Annotated in this window: 20 protein-coding genes and 1 riboswitch; of the genes, 2 read left to right on the top strand and 18 right to left on the bottom strand. The window is 35.4% G+C overall.

What is annotated here, in order from left to right; all coding sequences use genetic code 11:
* Positions 1-87: 87 nt before the first annotated feature.
* The 16 genes from FOF60_RS22830 to FOF60_RS22905 all read right to left on the bottom strand — a co-directional run bounded on the left by FOF60_RS22830 (position 88) and on the right by FOF60_RS22905 (position 16,074).
* Positions 88-2,022: a DUF2264 domain-containing protein gene (locus tag FOF60_RS22830; protein WP_192471071.1), complete on the bottom strand. Its 1,935-nt coding sequence runs from the start codon at positions 2,020-2,022 to the stop codon at positions 88-90.
* Between the two features lie 11 nt (positions 2,023-2,033).
* A complete protein-coding gene (locus tag FOF60_RS22835; protein WP_192471072.1) occupies positions 2,034-3,419 on the bottom strand; it encodes a lipopolysaccharide biosynthesis protein in 1,386 nt (461 codons plus the stop codon).
* A gap of 57 nt (positions 3,420-3,476) precedes the next feature.
* The gene (locus FOF60_RS22840) at positions 3,477-4,388 is read right to left on the bottom strand and encodes a glycosyltransferase family 2 protein (RefSeq protein ID WP_192471073.1); all 912 of its coding nucleotides are present in this window, start codon (positions 4,386-4,388) and stop codon (positions 3,477-3,479) included.
* A 1-nt stretch (position 4,389) separates the two neighbouring features.
* On the bottom strand, positions 4,390-5,055 hold the full coding sequence (locus tag FOF60_RS22845) for an O-antigen ligase family protein (protein ID WP_225650007.1): 666 nt from the start codon (positions 5,053-5,055) through the stop codon (positions 4,390-4,392).
* On the bottom strand, positions 5,025-5,633 hold the full coding sequence (locus FOF60_RS22850) for a hypothetical protein (protein ID WP_192471075.1): 609 nt from the start codon (positions 5,631-5,633) through the stop codon (positions 5,025-5,027). Before FOF60_RS22850 ends, FOF60_RS22845 begins: the two co-directional genes overlap by 31 nt.
* A 159-nt stretch (positions 5,634-5,792) precedes the next feature.
* The gene (locus tag FOF60_RS22855; RefSeq protein WP_264647617.1) at positions 5,793-6,338 is read right to left on the bottom strand and encodes a glycosyltransferase family 4 protein; all 546 of its coding nucleotides are present in this window, start codon (positions 6,336-6,338) and stop codon (positions 5,793-5,795) included.
* Positions 6,339-6,373: 35 nt separating this feature from the next.
* Positions 6,374-7,090, bottom strand: coding sequence for a hypothetical protein (locus FOF60_RS22860; RefSeq protein ID WP_192471077.1), 717 nt, complete (start codon positions 7,088-7,090; stop codon positions 6,374-6,376).
* Between the two features lie 4 nt (positions 7,091-7,094).
* A complete protein-coding gene (locus FOF60_RS22865; RefSeq protein ID WP_192471078.1) occupies positions 7,095-8,321 on the bottom strand; it encodes a glycosyltransferase in 1,227 nt (408 codons plus the stop codon).
* An 11-nt stretch (positions 8,322-8,332) separates the two neighbouring features.
* Complete coding sequence (locus FOF60_RS22870) at positions 8,333-9,619, bottom strand: glycosyltransferase family 4 protein (protein WP_192471079.1); 1,287 nt, start codon at positions 9,617-9,619, stop codon at positions 8,333-8,335.
* A gap of 177 nt (positions 9,620-9,796) precedes the next feature.
* Positions 9,797-10,876 carry a GDP-mannose 4,6-dehydratase gene (gmd, locus tag FOF60_RS22875; protein ID WP_192471080.1) on the bottom strand — a complete coding sequence of 360 codons (1,080 nt, stop codon included), beginning with the start codon at positions 10,874-10,876 and terminating at the stop codon, positions 9,797-9,799.
* Between the two features lie 19 nt (positions 10,877-10,895).
* On the bottom strand, positions 10,896-11,837 hold the full coding sequence (gene fcl, locus FOF60_RS22880; RefSeq protein WP_192471227.1) for a GDP-L-fucose synthase: 942 nt from the start codon (positions 11,835-11,837) through the stop codon (positions 10,896-10,898).
* 21 nt (positions 11,838-11,858) lie between these two features.
* Complete coding sequence (locus tag FOF60_RS22885) at positions 11,859-12,503, bottom strand: sugar transferase (RefSeq protein ID WP_225650025.1); 645 nt, start codon at positions 12,501-12,503, stop codon at positions 11,859-11,861.
* A 46-nt stretch (positions 12,504-12,549) separates the two neighbouring features.
* Positions 12,550-13,443, bottom strand: a complete 894-nt coding sequence (gene galU, locus FOF60_RS22890; RefSeq protein WP_192471082.1) for a UTP--glucose-1-phosphate uridylyltransferase GalU — start codon at positions 13,441-13,443, stop codon at positions 12,550-12,552.
* Positions 13,444-13,766: 323 nt separating this feature from the next.
* Positions 13,767-14,531, bottom strand: coding sequence for a tyrosine-protein phosphatase (locus tag FOF60_RS22895; protein WP_192471228.1), 765 nt, complete (start codon positions 14,529-14,531; stop codon positions 13,767-13,769).
* 108 nt (positions 14,532-14,639) lie between these two features.
* Entirely contained in the window at positions 14,640-15,311 is a 672-nt protein-coding gene (locus tag FOF60_RS22900; protein ID WP_319801594.1) for a CpsD/CapB family tyrosine-protein kinase, read from the bottom strand.
* Between the two features lie 22 nt (positions 15,312-15,333).
* Positions 15,334-16,074, bottom strand: a complete 741-nt coding sequence (locus tag FOF60_RS22905; RefSeq protein WP_192471084.1) for a YveK family protein — start codon at positions 16,072-16,074, stop codon at positions 15,334-15,336.
* Positions 16,075-16,298: 224 nt separating this feature from the next.
* Here FOF60_RS22905 and FOF60_RS22910 point away from each other — a divergent pair, with 224 nt between their 5' ends.
* The gene (locus FOF60_RS22910; RefSeq protein WP_192471085.1) at positions 16,299-17,084 is read left to right on the top strand and encodes an SGNH/GDSL hydrolase family protein; all 786 of its coding nucleotides are present in this window, start codon (positions 16,299-16,301) and stop codon (positions 17,082-17,084) included.
* 49 nt (positions 17,085-17,133) lie between these two features.
* On the opposite strand, the gene FOF60_RS22915 is transcribed toward FOF60_RS22910, so the two are convergent.
* Positions 17,134-19,140 (bottom strand): S-layer homology domain-containing protein, encoded by a 2,007-nt coding sequence (locus FOF60_RS22915; RefSeq protein ID WP_192471086.1) that lies wholly within the window; start codon positions 19,138-19,140, stop codon positions 17,134-17,136.
* A 223-nt stretch (positions 19,141-19,363) separates the two neighbouring features.
* On the opposite strand from FOF60_RS22915, the gene FOF60_RS22920 reads away from it, so the two are divergent.
* Positions 19,364-20,152 carry a hypothetical protein gene (locus tag FOF60_RS22920; RefSeq protein WP_192471087.1) on the top strand — a complete coding sequence of 263 codons (789 nt, stop codon included), beginning with the start codon at positions 19,364-19,366 and terminating at the stop codon, positions 20,150-20,152.
* A 45-nt stretch (positions 20,153-20,197) separates the two neighbouring features.
* Here FOF60_RS22920 and FOF60_RS22925 read toward each other — a convergent pair whose 3' ends face one another.
* A complete protein-coding gene (locus FOF60_RS22925; protein ID WP_192471088.1) occupies positions 20,198-21,367 on the bottom strand; it encodes a stalk domain-containing protein in 1,170 nt (389 codons plus the stop codon).
* A gap of 207 nt (positions 21,368-21,574) precedes the next feature.
* A riboswitch (cyclic di-GMP riboswitch) is annotated at positions 21,575-21,657 on the bottom strand.
* Positions 21,658-21,832 lie beyond the last annotated feature (175 nt).

A 21,832-nucleotide genomic window follows, 5' to 3' on the forward strand; every position in this document is an offset into this window, starting at 1 on the left:
CTCCTCCGCATTCTCCCAATTACAAAATAATTATCTATAACTTTACTTATTTTAACGTTTAGTGTAATTGTCCAATTAAAGGCATCTTCATAGTTTCCTAATAGATTTCACCAATGATTTTGTTTTCTTTTTAAGGTTATTAACTTTTTTATACATTGAAGGTGGTGACTTGTAATTTTTTTCTAAATTAATTACTTCCGCTATATCGTGATGGGATACAGAAATTGTATTTCCTTCAACATTAACTTTAGGAATATCGTTCCAGTAATTTTCATTTTTTCTATTGAAACTCATATCTCCTAAAACAGCGTTAACTATAAAGTAATCACCTTTTCTCAGTTTCCATGATAATACTGGTAGCTCTGTTCTAGGAAAATTAAGATTAGTATTTGCCACTGGGTAGATTACTTCTGGAAGACCATTTCCAATTAAAGATAGTATTCCGCTATGAATATTACCATAAGTAATTCCTACTCCATTATCTCTCTCGTTAATTGTTCGTGAAATTGAAGGATTAAGATGCGACTTTCGTTCAATAGAATATCCACTTTCGCAAAGTATAATATTCCTTTTAGTCTTTATTTTATGAATCCTTATATGCCATGGAACGTTAGGCAATATATAAGTTTCTACTTCTACATCGTTCCAAGGTTTCCAAATTGAATATAGAAATTTATCCTCATTTAAATAATATTTGAGGCCTGATCTCGGTTTAAATACTTCTCCATCATCACTTATTGATAAAGTTGAGTCATAAGCACCTTGCCTGATACTATTGTTAGACCTTGGAACACTAAACCCAAATATATTAGAATAAACCATCTTTTCATATTTAGCAGCAGAATGAACCAATCCTTCACAGTTTTGTCCATTTACAAATGCAGCAACATGACTATTATTCCTACAAATCGTCATTCGAGAATGTTGTTGTATTACTCTAGAGTGTAGAGGTGGAAGTTCCTCTTCATTAACTTTCCAGTATTCGTGTTGGTTATCTAGAGCTAATATTAAGAAAACTTTTAGCGCCCAGTAGGCAGATCCACTACCGTTATACTCCTCAGACATATTTATATTAGGGTAAGCATAGCCTACAGTTAATAAGCCTGAGTTGTCAAAAATCTGTTGCTTAAACCACCATCTTAAATTACGATTTATTACTCCCTTTACAATTCCCAGAGAAAAGACATCAACTTCTGCATATATTATAGCACTCCAAAATGCCACCTGGGCAAATCGGTATGTTAAACTTCTTCCAAAAGGTATTGCCGAACCATCTGTAGAAAACCAATAAATAAAATCTTTTGCAAATAATTCGGCTCTATTTTTATACTCCTTACTACGATTTATATCATCATTTTTCATAATTTTAGAATATATCAGTGAATAGAAGTGAATCGCAAAAGAAATATAATAGTCTCTTTGATTTGTTTCCCCATCAGAATACCATCCAGCACCGAGATAAAACTCATCAATTCTAGCCAAATTATTATCTATTGTTTTATTACAATATTCTCCTCCAATTTTTTTTAATGAAATATTTACTAATACCGCGAAGAATAACCAATTATTATCAACTAACTTTTTATGATTAATTTGTAGTAACCATGATTGTATATTATCTTTTTGAATATCATTTAAGTTATCCCAAAAATCACCTTTAGAAAAATAAAGGAAAAGGGCTATGCTAGGCATTTCAACTGCACGTTGATCAAAATCTTCTATTTTTCCCCAATAGTTTGGATGATTAGGATTCGTTCCATTTAAAATGCCTTCTTTGAAATTGTTTACGATAGGATTATCATTCTTTTCTCTTGAAAAAGGACCTAAACCCCATAATATTCTTGCAAATGCTTCTATATTTAAAATAAGATCACTATAATTTGTGGCATTATAGGAAGACAACGATAATAATGCTTTATCTTCGCTAAAATAGGGTACAACAGGAGTACAGAGGTCCAATAAAGCTTTTTCATAATCAGCTTTTGTATATAGTGGATTTTCCTTTAGTTGATTTAAGGCCATTTAACTTCCCCCTATCGTAAAGATTTCTTTAGTAAACTGAAAACAAGTCTTTTATTCACAAATATTCCGAATAGCCCTACTATAATTAATATAATTAATTGAACAACAAGAAATTCCTTATATAAATGACTTATGACCATTAGAGCAACACATGTTAATGATAAACCAAACAAAATACTATAATTTATATTTAAGATCATACGTTTTTTTAACATTGGAACTCTAAAAGCAAACATAGATATAGTTCCAATTAGAGAAGCAGCTACCACCCCTATAACTCCAAATATATTTGCGCCAATATAAGCCAAAATTATAGAGATAACTCCTCCTATTAATGTTGTTTGGAATATAACTTTACTTTCTTTATTAGCTAAAAAACCGCTGCCTAGATGTGTGACTATTGCGGATAAAGCAGCATTTAGATAAATAATAGGTGTTAAAACTACACCGCTTTTATAATCTCCAAAAACAAAAAACTGATAAAATATATAGGTAGCAGGAATTAATATTGCAACTCCTATAAGAATGAACCTAATCAATATATCTAGAATTTTATTAAAATAGTCATCACTATCTTTTTCTCCATGTATTCTAAAAGATTCCTCTAACCATGCCATATTTAAAACAGTAGTGAATAGTGTCATTAAAGCACCAAATCGATTAGCTAATGAAAATATACCGTTCTGTTCAATTCCTAGCTTATAAGAAATAATCAATGTATTGCTTGAACTTATTAACCACCATGAAACGGCATTCACACTTAAAGGGAGTGAGTACTTAATAATTGACTTCAGTAAAGTTATATCAAAGTCAGACTTCTTTAATCCTGCCAACAATTTAACATCTGATTCAATAATTAAGATCAAAACAATTTTCCCCGCAATATTTGCAATAAACAATGCTAATATATCAACATTAAAAAACACAATAAGTATGATATTAAGCATAATCATAACTACTGATTCTGCAATAATTGATAAAGTATAAATTTTATTTTTATTTAAAGCACGAGCAGTAAATTGCCAAAAGGATGAAGCTATTTGAAAAATCCCCATTAGCAATATACCTATTCCATAATGCAAATTTAATACAAAATGGAAAATTAAAAAAAGTAGTGAGTATATGACTGTTAGTCCAATAGAATAATAAGTTGCTGTAGTAATAACCTTTCGTTCATTTCCCTGTTTTTCTATTGTAAATCTAAGCACACCTTCCCAAATAGATTGATACAATAGCGGAATAGATAGTGCAATAATAGAAATAATAAGATTAAAATATCCAAATTCCGAAGGATTAATATATAATGAATACACAGGTATCAATAAGATTTGTAACAATTTCGAAAGTGTACCAAGAAAATAAAATAAGACATTTTTTAGTAAACGTGTTGACTCCAAATTTAAGTCCCCTACTAACATTTTTTAAATTTATCATTTGAATTAAGTAAAATTCATTTAAAAAACTTTGACTTTACTTAGATTTCTCTTTATTACCAATAGGGAGTAACCTCCCAACTTTTTAATAAACAATAGGTTATTTATGCTTGTCACTTTCATGAAAATAGCCTTCTTCCAATATTTCATCCCTTCCTTCCTTGACCCATGTACAAAAAGGGCAACAGCTATCATATTTAATTTTTTTATATACAGTTGTTTATCAGAATCATATATATCTCTATACTTTTCTAATTGATATAAATAGCCATCTTTGATTTTAGTAATATCAGTTGATATAGCTTCTTCACTGACATGATACTTGACCAAAGGTTCTTTACAATATTTTATTTTGTACTTTTCAATTATTCTAATCCACATATCAGTATCCTGGGAGGATTTGCAATTTATGTCAAACATCCCCGCTTCTATAATGGCTTTTTTTCTCATAAGGGGAAATGAAGTTCCCCCGATAAAATTATAGATAAAAATTTTGTTACGAGCGTCCTTACAATAGTCATGTGGAACTATCCTTATCGTACGGTTTTTCTCTACTCGGTAATGTTCACAGTAAACTAGACCAACTTGATCATCGTCAAATAATTTTAGCTGTTTATCAATTTTATCAGGTAACCATTCATCATCATCATCGAGAAATGCTACATATTCTCCTTTCGAATGGTTAATTCCTGTATTTCTTGCTTTAGGAGCCCCTGAGTTCTTTTCATGCACAATATATGAGATCCTTTTATCTTTAAAAGAATTTATCATTTTTGAAATAGAAATTTGTAAATCGTAATCTTCCGGATAATCGTTAACTATTATTATTTCAAGGTTATTGTAAGTTTGGTTTATAACACTTAAAATTGACCTTTTTAATATTTCCACGGGTCTTTTGTGAGTTGTGATTATGCATGATACAAGTGGTCTCAAATCAATTATCTCCTTTATTAATGATAAAACGTGAATTTTTTGTCAAATCTCCAATAAATAAAACTAAAACTAATACAACAAATGTATCTAGTGATAAATATGCACCTGTTGAAGCATAGATTCCTAGTAGCGCTACCATCAATATTAGAAAGTCAATATCCATTTTAATTTTTCTTACAAAATAATAAATAAAGTAAATAATATAAACTAGTGCACTTAATCCAAAGCTCACAAAAATTCCAAACAAAGAATTGTGAACACCTTCATACAAACCGATTACTCCTATTGGATCTACATTGCCCTCTTGTCCTAATCCTCGACCCAAGAAAGGAAAATAATTAAAAGTTGATACTACGTATTGCCAAGGAGAATTAATTCTTTCATATCCAGAAGTACCACTAGCATTAATCTCGTTTCCAATACGTTCTAATGAACTAAAAAACGTAGTAAATTTCATAAGGAAAAAGAATACAACAATACTAATGAAAAATAGTAAAATAAATTTAACAGGATTTTTAATCTCCATTATTACTGATAACCCATAGATTACCAGCAAAATCAATAATGAAGACGCACTTACAGAGACCGCAATTGCAACTACATTAAAACATTGAAATAAACTAATAAATTTAATATCTAGATTTTTTTCCGACTTAGATATATACATATTGCAAAAGATGTTGTGGAAACCCAACCAAATAAAGAAGGTTCATGAAAAATAGAATAGGCTCTGTAAAGACCAAATTGCATCCCATATATACTTGAGTGGAACTGAAATTTACCCCATATTCCTTCTAAGAAAAAGTAACCAAAATAATTCATGGTTATAAACTGTACTATACCTAATGTTTGTACAACTAATACAATCCATAAAAATAGATAGATATACTTTTTATAATTCATCTTAAACTTGCTCAGATAATCTGAATAAGAAAACACCATAAAAAAAACCATTATTAAGTAAATAAGGAAAGTTTTTAAAAACTCTATCGTATTACTTACTCTAAATAATGGTAGCAAGGGAATAATAAGTAAAAAAATTAATGTGATAAGTTGTTTTATACTAAATCCTACTTTTTCTATTCTTAAAATTAATGAGTTAATGATAGCAAAAATGAATACTATGTGCGTAAGTTTAATAGGGGCACCTAGAAAATTAAAAAGTTTCAAATTTTCTAAAGCAATAGCTACAATCATTAATATTAACAGAATACTACTACCTTTTTTCTTATAAAATATCTCCATACTATTTTTTACCTTTTCGAAGTTATTTTTATCTTTTCCACCTTTTAAGTTAGTGTCTATAAATATCAAAGATTATGAGTATAATGTTACTAAAATCAACAAATACCCATATAATAAAGCTAACAATGACCTTACTTCAAATAAATTATTTATTAAATATTACTTAGAATCTTCATAATCAAGGATATTTTCATAAATTTTCATTAATGTTTTAAGGTTAATATCTCTATGGTGAGTTACTTGTGCATGTTTCCTGGCCTTGATTCCAAATTCTTTTGCAATTTCTGGATTTTTAAATATTTTTTTTACATAGTATCCGAGCATATAAGGAGCATCACCTTGATAAATAAATCCCTCCTCGTTATGATTTAGCATATTTTTAACCCCACCTACATCAGAGGAAATGCAGGGAACTCCTAAAAGCATCGCTTCTCCCAATGAATTAGGTGAATTTTCTATCGTGGAAGGAGATACAAACACATGACTTTTAAGGAATCTATCTTTCATTTGCTTTTCAGTCAAAGGACCTGTAAATGTAACTTTCTTTTCTAAGCCATATTTTTTAATCAATGATTTTATATATAATGCAAAAGAAGATATTTTAAGTTTTGTATACAAAGACTCTGTTTTAGTTAAATCATTCCCAGCAATATAAAGATGGGTTTCTGGATATTCACGTATAATTTCTGGCAGGGCTCTAATCATAAATTGTAATCCTTTAATAGGAGTTGCTGCCTGACTCATAAAAATAGAATATCTATCACAAGTGTCAATATTCCAACTATCGTTATAAAAAGAATCCCGGAGAGATTCATTGCAAAATGGTAATTAATTTCAGGATTTATTTGAGTGGTACAAGCTTCATCCCAATCTGTTCTTCCGATCACATGTCCAACATTCTTAATTGTTTCGATCTCAAATAGTCCACGTTTTTTTAACTTCTTTTCCTGTTGAAGTAAATTACCTCTTGCTATATTGCTTATAGAAAACTTTTTAAGAATTTTATAAGGAATACCTGAATTATAATGCATCCAATAATATGAAGTTAAACCTTGTATGTTTACTACAGTTTTATCAGCTCTATTGAAGGCTTTAGCTGCAACTAAAGAATGGGGATATTCTGTTCCAAATATATGCATTATGTCAGGGTTAACCATCCCAACAATTTCTCTAATTTGATTTTCCATTAACAATGAAGTATTTATTTGATCTTCCGCAGGAAGAATTCCAAAAACTTTTGGTTGGGAAAAAGCATAGTAATGAATATTTCCAACCTTACCTGTTCTTAGTTTTTTCAAACCTAGAAGCGGGAAACATATATGCAAGTCAATTTCCGCTGCATTTTCCAAAGAGTTTGCAAAGCCTGTTAACCATCCAGCAATATTAGGCTCCTTCACTTTCATATCATTTGCAATTTTCGGGATAGGAACATTACATACCCACAATATCCTTTTCATTTTTTTACCTCAATCTTTCTTTACAGAAATCCCATATTCGTCCACATTGGATGTCTTTGTTCTTATTAGTTAATATAAAGTCTCTTGCACTTAGACCTAGCTCAAGTCTAAATTCGTTATCCATACTTAGAACCTTATTAATTGAATCAATTAAGCTCTCTATCGTTTCGTCCTCTATAATTACAAGGTGGTTATAATATTCTTGGGGAATACCCTCAAGCTTGAATGATAGTACCGGAATACTAGTAGCCATATACTCAAATAACTTTGATGGAAAACAAAATGCTGAAGCAGCCTCAGATGGCAGTCTCATGTTTACTAATAAAGAGGCTTCCATTTGTTTATTAATTACATCTTGTCTGGATGGTAGAAATCCATAAAACTTTATCCTTGGGTCTTTTAATGAAGACTCTTTGATAAAATCTTCTGCATTTCCTCCTCCTGTAAACCAAAGCTCATATTCAGCATTATCTATTTTCATAAAGGCATTTATTAGCAAATCTAGGCCATATTGTAGATCAAGTTTACCAGAATACATAATAGCTTTAGGTGCTTTGGAGTGCGAGTTTGTTCTCTGTAATAAACATGGATATTCACTTGGATCGTATAAACCTTCCATTAATATCCATTTATCATCTGGAAGTTGGAGAAATTGTGCCATTTTGGAAGAATAAAGAATAAAACCATCAAACTGTTTTTGCATTTGTCGAATCTGCAACCAGTCAAGTCTTTTAAGAAAGGCTTTTGTTTTACTTTGCTTTAAGTCCATAAACTGTGGCAGATCTGTTATGATAAGGAAAATCTTCGCACTTGGAATCATTTTTTTGATCTCGCAAGCTGTTGCCATCACAGGAGTTCTCATGGAATAGGCAAATACAATTAGTTCTTCATTATTATATTTTTCTTTCACCCATTTTCTTGCAGCCTGGATCATAGAATGTTTACAAGTTAACCTATTAATGAATTTTTCATTTCTATACCCCACACTAACATTACTAGCATTTTCTTTATGAGCCCATCTGACCTCTTCAACAATTCTGTCTTCGTACAAAGGGAATGGAGGGAGTACGCTGCCATTAATTGAGTCGAAAGTTAGGCCAGTTATATCTTCTAAACCTAATAAGATATTTTCTTGTGAGACTTGAGCTGAAGCCAAGTTAAAACCTTTATTTGCTTTCCATTTAAATTCTTCTTCACTCTCAAGGCTACCTATCCATAACAACCTTTTCATAGTAATCTCCCTTAATAGGTCTTTATTTCTTTAATATACTTGGAAACTGAAACATCCTTTGTCAGGTTTTCAGTTAAATATTTTCTTCCTAATCTACCCATATTCCCAAGCTCGTTACTATCGGTCAAATTAAGAATTTGTTCGATAACTTTTTTTATCATTTTATAGTCGCCTGGATCACAGACTAGACCACATCCAGTTTCTTCTATTATTAATCTCGCTTCAGATCCTTTTTCGAGCACTCCTAGTACAGGCCTTCCACTAGCCATGATCCCATAAAGTTTACTTGGTACCGATACACCTCGTATTCCTTTTGCACTTACACACAAATGCACATTTCCTGCATTAAGACTATAAACTAAGTCTTTCTTTTTCTGATATGGTATAAAAACTACGTTGTCCATTTTATTTCGTTGTTTATAATCAATTAGGCTATTCTTTAGACTTCCATCACCAACAAATGCAAATACCAATTCTCTTCCATCCGCAACTTTGGTTCCATCGGGAAACTCTTTAATAATATTTAATAAATTTTCTAAATCGTAATATAATCCTAAATTTCCTGAATACATAATTATAAACTTATCAACCAATCCATATTGCTCCCTAAATTCAATTACTTCTTTGGCATCATCAGCAACTGGATAGATTTCTTTCTCATTAATCCAATTATTAATGAAAACATGGTTTGGAAGCTTTTTACCTTTAAATCTTTTCTTAAGAGTTTCAATCATGTCTCTGCCTACAACTATAACTTTATCAGCACTCTTACAACTTAATTTATCAAGCCATAGCATCAATTTTAAAATCACTTTATTTTTACTATAACCAACTGCCATTATCTGCTCCGGATTGAAATCCTGTATATTATAGATATATCGTGCATTTTTACTCCATTTCCCAAATATACCTAATAACCCCCCAAGTATAGGCGGTTGAGAAATTGAATAAACATAATTTATCTTTCCGACCTTTAAAGTAGCAAAAATTGCCCCAAGAAAGTATGCTAAAATATTTAAAACCCTGCTACTTTTACTACTTTTAGAAAATTCAGGTACTCTAATACGGATTATTTTTACACCATTTAATTCTTCTCTATAAAAAAACTTTGTTTTATACTCAGGAGATATTCTCCCTGAATAAGATGGCACAACACAAATAACTGTAACATCCAACTCTTGAATCATTCCCTCTGCCAACTCTTTTAATAACTGACCTGTAGATGCGACATCAGGAGTATAATAATGTGCATAAATTAAAAGCTTTTCCTTTTTTATTCCCCTATTTTTATTTATCATATATCTCTTCCCTATTAACGAAATAACTTCTTTAATATATTACAACCTATTAGTAGAGCCAAATTCGAAAAATCCATCTTCTACAATCAATAAAATATAGACTTTTCATTTTATTTCATCCCCAAAAAGAGAGGAAACACAAGTGAAGTAATAAATTACTTCACTTGTGTTTCTATTTTAATCAAACATCTTTTGCATTTTATGTTCTTTTGATACTTTATCTATATCGTTATTCATCATTTTCCTTACCAATTCTTCAAAAGAAGTTTTAGTAGGGTTCCACCCAAGTAACGTCCTTGCTTTATTTGGATCTCCTAATAGCTGGTCAACTTCAGCAGGCCTGAAGAATTTAGGATCTACATCAACAATCACTTCGCCCGTTGCTTTGTTAACACCTTTTTCTTCAACACCTGAGCCTGTCCATTCAACTTCAATTCCAACATGCTTAAATGCAAGTTCGACAAATTCACGTACAGTATGCATTTCTCCAGTTGCAATAACAAAATCTTCTGGTTTATCGTGCTGAAGAATTAACCACATACATTCTACATAGTCTTTTGCATAGCCCCAGTCGCGGAGTGATTCTAAGTTCCCTAAAGATAATTTCTTTTGTTTTCCTTGAGCAATACGTGCAGCACCAAGAGTAATTTTCCGTGTAACAAATGTTTCACCACGTCGTTCTGATTCATGGTTGAATAGGATTCCGTTAACAGCAAACATATTATATGATTCACGATAGTTCTTAGTGATCCAGAACCCGTATATTTTAGCTACTCCATATGGAGAACGCGGGTAAAAAGGCGTTGTTTCCTTTTGTGGTACTTCTTGTACTTTCCCAAAAAGTTCTGATGTTGAAGCTTGGTAAACTCTTGTCTTCTCTATCAAACCTAAAATTCTAACCGCTTCAAGAATATTTAATGTTCCCTTTGCATCTACATCTAATGTATATCCTGGCATATCAAAAGAAACACGAACATGAGATTGAGCTGCAAGATTATAGATTTCATCAGGTCGAACTTCACCGATTATTTTCGTTATATTCAATGCATCTGTTACATCACCATAGTGAAGGTGGAAGTTGGAGTTATTTAATAAAGCATTAGCCTCTTCTTCTGTAAGAAGGTCTTCTAATCGTTCTTGGTTATATGACGAGCTACGACGAATGATTCCATGAACCTCGTAACCTTTTTCTAATAAGAATTCGGCCAAATAAGACCCATCTTGTCCTGTAACTCCAGTAATCAATGCTTTTTTCATTATAAGCCTCCGAATTATATTATTTCACTTTTGTTAATTGATTGTCCAAAAACCATTGATAGGCTTTCTTTAATCCTTCATCTAAAGAAGTGTTAGCCTTCCATCCTAAAGAATTAAGTCTAGTGACATCCACCAATTTCCTTGGTGTGCCGTCTGGCTTCGTTGTATCAAATTGGATATCTCCAGTATATCCAACAGCTGCTTTGACTTTCTCAGCTAATTCTTTAATAGCAATATCTTCTCCAACACCAATATTTACAATTTCATTTCCTGAGTATGTGTTCATAAGATATACACAGGCATCGGCCAGGTCGTCAGCATATAAAAACTCACGTTTTGGCGTTCCCGTTCCCCAAACCTCTACAAATGGTTTATTGTTTTCTTTAGCTTCGTGAAACTTTCTTATTAATGCCGGTAAAACATGGGAAGTATGCAAATCAAAATTATCATTTTCACCATATAAGTTTGTTGGCATTACTGAAATATATTGTGTACCATATTGACGGTTATATGATTCACACATTTTAATTCCGGCAATTTTCGCAATGGCATATGGCTCATTAGTTGGCTCAAGCTCTCCTGTGAGAAGATACTCTTCTTTTAAAGGCTGTGGAGCCATTTTCGGATAAATACATGTACTTCCTAGAAATAAGAGTTTCGTTATGTTATTTCGATAGGCAGCATCTATAATATTTGTTTGGATAAGAAGGTTGTCTCGAATAAAATCAGCAGGATAAACATTATTAGCGATAATGCCTCCAACTTTTGCAGCAGCCAGAAATACAAACTGTGGTTTTTCTTCTGCAAAAAAGCTGTCAACAGCATTTTTGTCACGCAGATCCAATTCTTTGCTTGTCTTATATACAAGATTTTTATAGCCTGTTTCCTCTAATCTTCTTACGATTGCTGAACCAACGAGTCCTCGATGACCAGCAACATATATTTTAGAATCTTTGTTCATCATTCTTATTATACCTCATTTCTAATATGCATCTTTAGATCCGAACAAAACTAGCACTGTCTTTATTATGATTTTTAAATCATAAAGAAGCGTTCTTTTTTCGATATACTTAAGGTCTAGTTCGACCATTTCATCAAAACCAAGACTATTGCGCCCACTAACCTGCCATAACCCAGTACACCCAGGTGTGACCAACAATCGTTGTTTGTCATAGTTTGAATACAATTCTACCTCTCGAGGAAGTGGTGGTCTAGGACCAACCAAACTCATCTCACCCTTAAGCACATTAAAAAGTTGTGGGAGTTCATCAATACTAGTCTTTCTAATAAACTTGCCTACCTTTGTAATTCTAGGATCATCTTTCATTTTAAACATGGCGCCTGAGACTTCATTATATTTTAATAACTCTTTTAATTTCTCTTCAGCATCATAAACCATAGATCGAAATTTATACATCTGGAATTCTTTACCGTTCAGACCAATTCTTTTTTGGGTAAAAAAAATCGGTCCTTTTGGGTCTTCAATTTTTATCAGTATAGCAACTGCTATAAAAACAATACTAAGTATTAGTAAACCAAAAATTGACCCGACGACATCAACTATTCTTTTTGCAAAAAGATAACTTGATGGAGTATTTTTTACAATATCGCTGTTTTCAACAAGCAAATATTCTTTCTGTGCATAATTAGACACTTCTAGCCCTTCTTTCACTTTATAGCTTTATAAGATCTTTTTCATGAATGGAAATCAATTCTTTCATGTAGTCTAGGACATCTACTTGAAGATCCTCATGCTGTAAAGCAAACTCGATTGTTGTTTTTATAAAGCCAATTTTTTCACCAACATCATACCGTTTACCTTCAAAGTCATAAGCAAATACTCTTTGAATTTGATTCAACTGCTGAATCGCATCTGTTAGTTGGATTTCTCCGCCTGCTCCTTTTTCTTGCTTATCCAGGAACATAAAAATCTCTGGAGTAAGGATATAACGGCCCATAATAGCAAGATTTGATGGCGCAGTACCAGGTGCTGGTTTCTCCACAAAATTATCAACCTGATAGCGGCGATTTTCCTGTGTTAATGGATCAATGATCCCATAGCGATGGGTTTCGTTATCTGCAACCGTTTGAACACCAATCACCGAGGATAATGTTTCTTCATATTGATTGATAAGTTGCTTTAAGCACGGAGTTTCACTCTGAACAATATCGTCACCGAGTAAAACAGCAAACGGCTCGTCGCCTATGAAATTGCGGGCGCACCATACTGCATGTCCTAATCCTTTGGGCTCTTTTTGGCGAATATAATGAATATCAGCAAGATTTGTAGAATAGCGGACTTTGTCCAGCAATTCCACTTTTCCTTTTTCCAACAAGTTTTGCTCTAATTCCTGCGCAAAATCGAAATGGTCCTCAATTGCACGTTTCCCTTTTCCTGTAACGATAATAATATCTTCGATCCCAGACTCAATAGCCTCTTCCACTATGTATTGAATGGTTGGTTTATCTACAATCGGCAGCATTTCCTTTGGCATTGCCTTAGTTGCTGGTAAAAATCTTGTTCCAAGTCCTGCGGCAGGGATAATGGCTTTCCTTACTTTCTTCACGAATATTCCCCCATACGTAAATTTTGATTGACTAAATATCGCTTTTGATAACTAAAGCATCAACGGCAAAAAATAAATATCTAATGAAAACACACATGTATTAACATGTTCTTTCATTAGATATCTATTGATAAAAAATTTAATAATGGGCATCTAACCCGCCCTCACATCATGCTATCGACAACTCACGTGTCTAAGGATGCTTCAAGACATCCCACAGCATGATCGAGTGCCTCCATGGGTAACGGGCAGGAGGCATCGCCGGTCAGTTAAACTGACATGGATGTATTTTAACTCTGGTTGCCCAATTCACATACCTTGTCTTAGAATATCCCCAGGAATTTTTTCTTTTTGACATGTTGAGGGACTTCTCTGTATACATTCTGTGCTTCAACTAGTAACTCTGCGTTCTCCTTCAACAGGTACACCATATCCATTCCATAGCGGGATTCTATATGATCAAAGGCACTCACCATATGGAAAGCACGGTTTGTGAGATTGTGAGCGTCCGAAGCGATAAAATGAATGAGGTTTGCTTCAATTAATTGTTCTGAAAAGCTCTTTACCTTCTTGCCGAACTTGCCGCTGATGCTGGAAGCTGTCAATTGAGCGAGAGCTCCTTTTTTAATGAATTGATATAACATATCCGGCTTCTCGACAATTTCCTGATTGCGTTCAGGGTGGACAATGATCGGAACCAATCCTTTGAGCTGGATATCAAATAATAGCTTTTCTGTATATCTCGGCACATGGCCAGATGGCAATTCAATGAATATATATTGTGTTCCATTGAGCGTCTGAATTTCACCATTATCCAATCCCTTGATGATTTCCCCGTGGATTGCCGGTTCTTGGCCCTGCAATACTTCCAATGGAATCCCTTCTTTTCGTAACAGAAGGTTTAATATCTCCGTTTTTTCTTTGATCGTCTCTTTCGGGTTATCATATCGTCCATTTTTATGGTGGGGTGTCGCGATGATTGTTTCAATTCCTTCTTGGACTGCCACTTTTGCAAGTGCAACAGAATCCTCCAGAGTTCTTGCCCCATCATCAATTCCTGATAATATATGACAATGTATATCGATCACCATCAACACTCCCTTCCAATAGAATGGTAGATTAATAGGCCTTTTATCATATTACCACCGACAAAATATACGGTAAAGGGTGTATATTGTCGGTTTTTGTCGACTATACTATTTTTTTGCGTAATAATAATAGTAATCTGAATCAGTTAACTTTTTATTGTTTAGAACAGCTCCAAGAAGCTTTCCTTTTGATGAAATCAAAATTTCTTTTGCCTTTGCTGCTTCCTCGATTTCCGTCTTGCCGCTTGAAACTACCAAAATGACTCCATCACATTTATTGGCTAGAATCTGGGCATCGGCAACTGCCAATACCGGAGGGGTATCGAAAACGACATGATCAAACAATTCCATCGCCTGTTTCAAGAATGTGTCCATAGACACAGAACTTAATAGTTCTGCAGGATTGGGCGGTACCGGTCCGCTTGGCAGAATAGAGAGATCCGGAATACTCGACTCTACGAAGGCTTCTTCCAATGTCTGCTGCTTTGTTAGTACGCTAGTCAATCCAATCGTGTTTGTTAGATTGAAAGTGTAATGCACAGTCGGTTTCCTTAAGTCAGCATCAACTAACAGCACTCTCTTTCCTTGCTGAGCAAATGTAACAGCCAGATTGGCCGCAGTGGTGGATTTTCCATCCCCTGGTCCTGAAGATGTTACCATGATTGTGTTTAAATCTTTATCTATGGAGGCAAACTGGATATTCGTTCTGATTGTCCTGTACTGTTCAGTAATTGGAGATTTTGGATCCAGTGCCGAGACAAGCTTCCGACGATTATCCATTGACATCTTTTTGTTTTCTTTTCTAAGAACCAATAGACTCACCCCTTACTCTAGCATTTCTGCTGCTACCTCTGCTTTGCAGATGCGATTCATCAATTTGGGCAATTACTCCAAGCAACGGAAGCTCTAATGTCTTTTCGATATCCTGCTCAGTTTTGATGGTATTGTCGAAGTACTCTAGTAAGAAAGCTAGTCCGACACCCGCCATCAATCCGACTACCATCGCAATCGCAATGTTTAACAACGGCTTTGGTTTGATCGGGGATTGATTATCGACTATAACTGCTTTAGCCAGAATGCTGACATTATCTACTTTCATGATGTCGGCTATTTCCCTGGTGAACACCTCAGCAATTTTATTGGCGATCATTGCCGCCTGGTTGGCGTCAGGGTCCTGTACTGAGATGTTAACAACCTGTGAATTCTGTTCACTTTGAACGGTGACTTTCCCGTTTAGCTGAGCTGTAGTCATATCCAGATTTAAATCATCAATGACAAGGTCCAGAATAGCCGGACTTTTGATAATGACATTATATGTGTTGATCAATTGAAGGTTAGTCTGTACTTCATTATAGTTGTACATGGTTTGCTCATTCTTCGATTGGTTGACGAGCAATTGTGTCGACGCCTGGTAGATAGGGGTTAATAAAAAGAAGCTGATAATGCCGCTCACGGTAACAGCCAAAAGAGTGATTACTGCTATTAAACCAATTCGCTTCTTTAATGTTTGCAGTAATTCTCTTAAACTAATTGTCTCTTCCATTACAATCCTCCAGTTTTTTATAAAAAATCCCTCATAATAATACCATATTTTATTGAATAATTTGTTGTATATTGTCATAATTTTAATAAGGATGTAATTTGACCTCTTACTTGAAATAGTTTAACAGGTATTTATAGTTAATTGAAAGGTATATTTTGTAACTGGAAATAATTAATAGTTTAGTATTACTATTAAGTGAGGAATTAACTAGTTTGGAGGTTGTTATGAAGGTATTATTTACTACCCTGCTCGCTATTGTGTGTATGGGTGTGCTGCTATGGGGAAATATCCACTGGACGCAGAAGACTGCCGTATCAGGAAGTAATGATGCCAGCCCTTCTGTCACTGCAACTAAAAAAGCACCAGTAGAAGGTGACCCGACTGATAGTTTAACACAGTTAACTGAAAATTGGCCTACAGAAGCTGCTGAGAGTTTTGAAAAGGCAATTGAGGAAAAACGCATTTATAAAATTTTATTGGTTGGTTCTCCGGCGCTTGGCGATGACCAGACAGGCTGGGCAGCATCTACTAAAGAACAATTGATTGCTGCATATGGTGAAGAGAATATGGAGGTTGAAATTAGAACCTACAGTTTAAGTTCTCTAGGCTTTATTAATGAAGATGGCGCTGAACAGATTGCGAATGCACAGGCGGATATGGTGCTGTTTGAACCATTCACCTTGATGGATAATGGTGAAGTGTCTGTTGAGAATTCGCTGGCAAATCTCCAGCAGGTGATGGACGAAACATTGGAAGCGAAACCTGAAACTGCGTTCGTGCTGATGCCGCCACACCCTATCTACAATGCGGTTTATTATCCAAAACAAGTAGAAGCACTTAAAAACTACGCAGAGGAAAATGAGATTCCTTACCTCGATCACTGGCAAGCATGGCCAGACTATCAAACAGAAGAAATCAAAGATTACATCTCATCAGACAACAGCCAGCCGAATGAACAAGGACATGAGGTTTGGAGTAAATATGTAATTGAGTATTTAATAAGTAAGTAAAAGTGACAGACACCTTTCATTAAACTGGAAGGTGCCTGCCACTTTTTGTTTATTTATCTAATAGTTCTGCTGATACTAGGAAGTTCGCGAGGATGGCGGCCATTTCATTACGCTGTGTGTAGCCGTTTGGATCGAATGTGCTGTTGCCTTTTCCTTTAACGATTCCCGCCTGGTATACTGCCTCGACACCTGCTATTGCCCAAGACCCTACCTGGTTGGCATCTTTGAAATCTTTGAGTGTCTTCGTTTTATCCAGCTGGCTGAAGTCATACTTAACGAATGAGATCTTCATTGCGCGTTCAATCATGGCTGCTGCCTGGGCACGGGTGATTTTTTCGTTTGGAGCGAATGTACCGTCGCCCATCCCTTTAATCACACCATACTGGACTGCTGCTGTAAGTTCACCCGTTTTGGCAAACCACTCGATTCCTTTCACATCCTTGAAGCTTCCATCATATTTTTCAGTTGGAAGACCAAGTGCTCTCACTAAAAGAACGGCAAATTCTGCGCGGGTCATATGCTTGCCTGGTTCATATTCACCAGTTGCTTTTCCATATACAATGTATTTGGAAGCTAGTGTTTCGATATATTCCTTTGCCCAGCCACTCTTGACATCCTTGAACGTTTTGCTGTTTTCTACGATTGTGTATTCAGAGTTTGTCAAAGACTTGACTGTAGCTGTCTTGCCGTCAAACAATGTCGGGATAGCCGAGAATGTTCCATTTGAATTCAATCTCACGGCAACAGACTTAGCTTTATTGAAATCTTTGTCGCCGGTGATTTCACGTTCGACATATTGTGAGAACTTCGTGATGGATTCTTTCTTTGTCCCTGCAACAGCTTCAATTGTAAAGTCAATTACATCAGAAGCAAGGTTAAGGTCCTTGACTGTTTTGTTTACTGGGTTTACAGAGATGTTGATTTTCACATTATCCGCTGTTGTGCCTAGCTTTGCAGCAAGTTCAGCGATGTTAATTTCAGAAGCAGGTATCTTATATGATGCTTCAGGAGTTGAAATTTCGATTATAGTATTTTCATTCTTCTTTACTGCTTCAGTAAACAATGAAGCCGGAACTTCAGCCTTTGCTTTTTCACCTGATGCAGCTGCTTCAAGGACAACTTCGACAGTATCCTTTTCAGCAGTGATTATGGAAACGATGTCGGCTACCTTTTCAGGCATAACCTTTGTTATCACCTCTACCTTGCCAGAAGGGTTCTTTTCACGGACCACTTCTGCAGCACCCTTCGGAAGTGAAATGACAGTAGGGTCTTCGTTAGTTGGTGGTAATGTATTAGGATTGCCTGCACTATATGCCGCGTCAATGAACGCGTCACGAAGGATTCCCTGCTCAGCGCTTGTGATGATTCCTTTGCTGACAAGCTTATTATTAATGCGATTTTTTATTTGGAATAGACCTTCCAGATTTGTCCCTGTCTTTGTCGCCAACTTCGTATTGAGTTCAGCGTATTTTGCTTCCTTGATCAATTCATCACGGATTTCGACAGCAATGGCCTCGATTGAGCCATTCTCCAACGCCTCTAAAATATCCGCTAGTGGCTTCTCCCACAGTTTTTTCTCGGCATCGACAATGAATTCAAGAATCAGGTCAATGGATCCTGCTCCCATAACCGATTCAAACGCCTGGCCTTCTGCTGAATTTTTGAATGCAGTGTAGTTTGTGCTAATTGTTGATTCGTTCGCGTCATATAGAAGTGTCGCTAGTTTCATAGCGATTTTTTCAGCTGTCACGCCATCGCTCAACTGGCTGTTCACTTTTTCAGAAACAGCTGATGAAATGACTTCCGTCCAGTCCTGTGTGGTGAACTTCGCAGGATGCTTAAAACCAGCTGCTGCTTTATTAAAGATTACCTCCTGATCAGGAGTGAACTGGCTGTAAATAAGAGTGATACGTTCAATCGCTGCTGTGTCCGATGCAGTTTCTCCAGCATGGACTGTTGTAGTAAGTAAGTGGCTAGTTGGTGCGAGTGGCGATAGTGCAATTGATGCAGCAATGATCGCTTTGATTGCCTTGTTGCTGAATGGATACCTTTTCATTTCTGTCTTCCCCCGTGATGTTATTGGCCCTATCTTTCTTGTGTCTATGTAGAGTATAAATACGAGATTATGATACTAGTTTTTTTTGGTAGATACAACGGAATTTTCTATTTTGCAAATATTCCCTTTAACCATTTTCTAGAACTCGTTCCTTTTCTCGACAGATTTATGGTAATATTTAAATGTTTTTACGAATGTTAATCAAAGGAGAGAACACCTAAGAATGAAAAAGTCACTTAAATTCGCTATTATCCCGGTCCTGATCCTGCTTGCGGGTACAGCAGGTGCACTATATTATTTTTTAAATGTGAAAGAATACGATGTAGCCGATGAAAAGGTAGACGAGATTACGAAGACTGAATACAAGGTTGCCTTGCCTGATTTGGGCAGTTTGGGAGATGGGATAGATGGTGGAAGTGATGAGAACAGGGATGACACTGGCTCTGAAGGTTCCGAGGCGGCTTTGGCTGATACTGTTAGTAATAACAAAGCTGCGGTTGCTGATACTGGCAGCAGGACTGAAGCTGGGACAGGCTCTCCTTCTAATATAGAGCGAGAAGCAAGTGTGACCAAAGGCAAGAACATTGATGGTGACACAACGAAAAATGAAAAAACAGAAGGGAAAAAAAGAAAGACTGACGGAGCTAAAAAGCAAGATGTTACAGCCGAAATGATAAAGGCAGCGTACCGTCCATCATTCGAGGCGCTCGAGGCACAAGCAAATGCGAAAATCGACTCACTGATCAGTACAGCTTATTCAGAATACAACACGAAAAAACAGAACGGTGAATCTATCTCAATCACTTATTTTTACCGGAAATACATCTCAGCCGGCAAGGAGCTAGAAGCAAGCACTGACGAAACGTTCAATTATTTATACGAATCCCTGCTTAAGGACTTAAAAGCAAAAGGCTTCAGCGCATCCGAAGCAGCCGAATTCACGACACAATATGAAAACGCAAAAGCAGCACGCGAAACAGCATTGATAGAGAAAGCGAGATCAGTGATGTAAACACAGTGAGGTACCTTCCAGTTTACTGGAAGGTACCTGTCATGTTTAATGCATCAATTCCGGTGGGTTTTTCATTCCTTTTTTACTTATAGCTATATAGATATCACCATGAACGCGGACTTTGAACCATCTGTCGTCAAATTTATACCATTTATCACCGAAAGGCACTACATTAGGTTTAGCTGGCTTATTCAATTCCCCAAAGATGTACTTATAATTATCAGGGAAGTATAAGCGTAGCATCTCTCTTGTAATCGCAGGGTGATAATGATAAAACGCTGACTTTTGATCGTCCCATCCCTTCATGGATATACTTGCCTCGACACCGTGTTTTGTAGGAATAGTATCAAAATAAAAAGTAGAGTATATTAAATCTTTACTGCCAGGTAGATATGCATGGAACAAGCCCGCCTGCGTTTTTCCTTTTTTGTCCCTCAATGCCACCATGCCATAACTTGATACTAAATAATCCGCAATTGACTGACCTTTTGAGGGTCCTTTTCCATCCGCAAACCTTGCCGGGGTATACGAAGTGACATGTTCTCCTTTTACCCATCCTGTGCTGCCTCTGTAAACGACTTGATAAAACCCTTCTTTGGAAGCTATGATCCTGAAACGGTAGGGATATTCAATATATCTCATTTTACGTGCCTTAGTAGAAGGCGCGGCGTACACAGCCGCATATTTTGTTGTCTTTTGCTTATCTTGTGGTAGGTAGGTTTCTTCATGAGAATAACCATCCAGGTAAAGCTTTATGGTTGGATTAATACCGTCCTTCGGCAAAGGCCCGATATAATAAGTTTTTGTCATCTCCCTATAACCAACAGCTGTTTCGTAACCTATCATGTTAAAGAAGCTAAAAGGAACATATTGAACACCATTTATCAATTTAGGACGGGCCTGGTTCCCGCTTGCTTCCCGGAGTTCCTTTTGGACACCATCAATCGTAATATAACTCTTTCCATTTGTGATCTCTACGACATGATCACTTAGTTGAATTCTAGTCGTTCTATAGGAGTGGTCATACTCAAATGTATCACCCATCAGCTTAATTACATTATGCAGAGGTATATAAACTATTCCACCCTCTGTTAATGTTTGTTCTGCAGCCTTTCTGTTCACGAATACATCAAGTTCTGCGGCTTTCACTCCTGGATTAAAAACGAAGGAGATAAACATAATCATACCTAATGCGATAAGTCCTTTTTTAACCATCTAATATCCTCCCTTTTACAAAAAGTTACTTCATTCTTCCATATCCCAATTGACATCCGCAGTTAAATAGTCGCAATTCATTACCCAAGCCTATTTTTGGTTTTTGTCTCCTTTGAAATTATTTTGCCTTTTTAGTCTGTACTAAGAGGTAGCGGACAATAAAAATAACCCGATTAATAAAATCGGGTTGCACCAAACAAAATTAAAATATGCAACCCGACGATCATAGCCATTGCCTTAGACTCGTAGCTTTGCGTCCCACCCTTTCGAATGGTTTGCCAATATATTCTATTAATTTAAATATATGAAAATATACCCAGAAAGTAAAGGGGTTTAAGTAAATATACCTAAACAACAGGCACCCCAGTTACTGGAGGTGCCTGTTGTTTTATCAAGCATTAATGAATCTTTGATATCCCCATATAAAGTATAAAAATACAATTACCAGGATAAGAACAAGATAGC

Origin of the sequence: Mesobacillus jeotgali (genome assembly GCF_014856545.2) — a bacterium.
Classification (GTDB): Bacteria; Bacillota; Bacilli; order Bacillales; family Cytobacillaceae; genus Mesobacillus.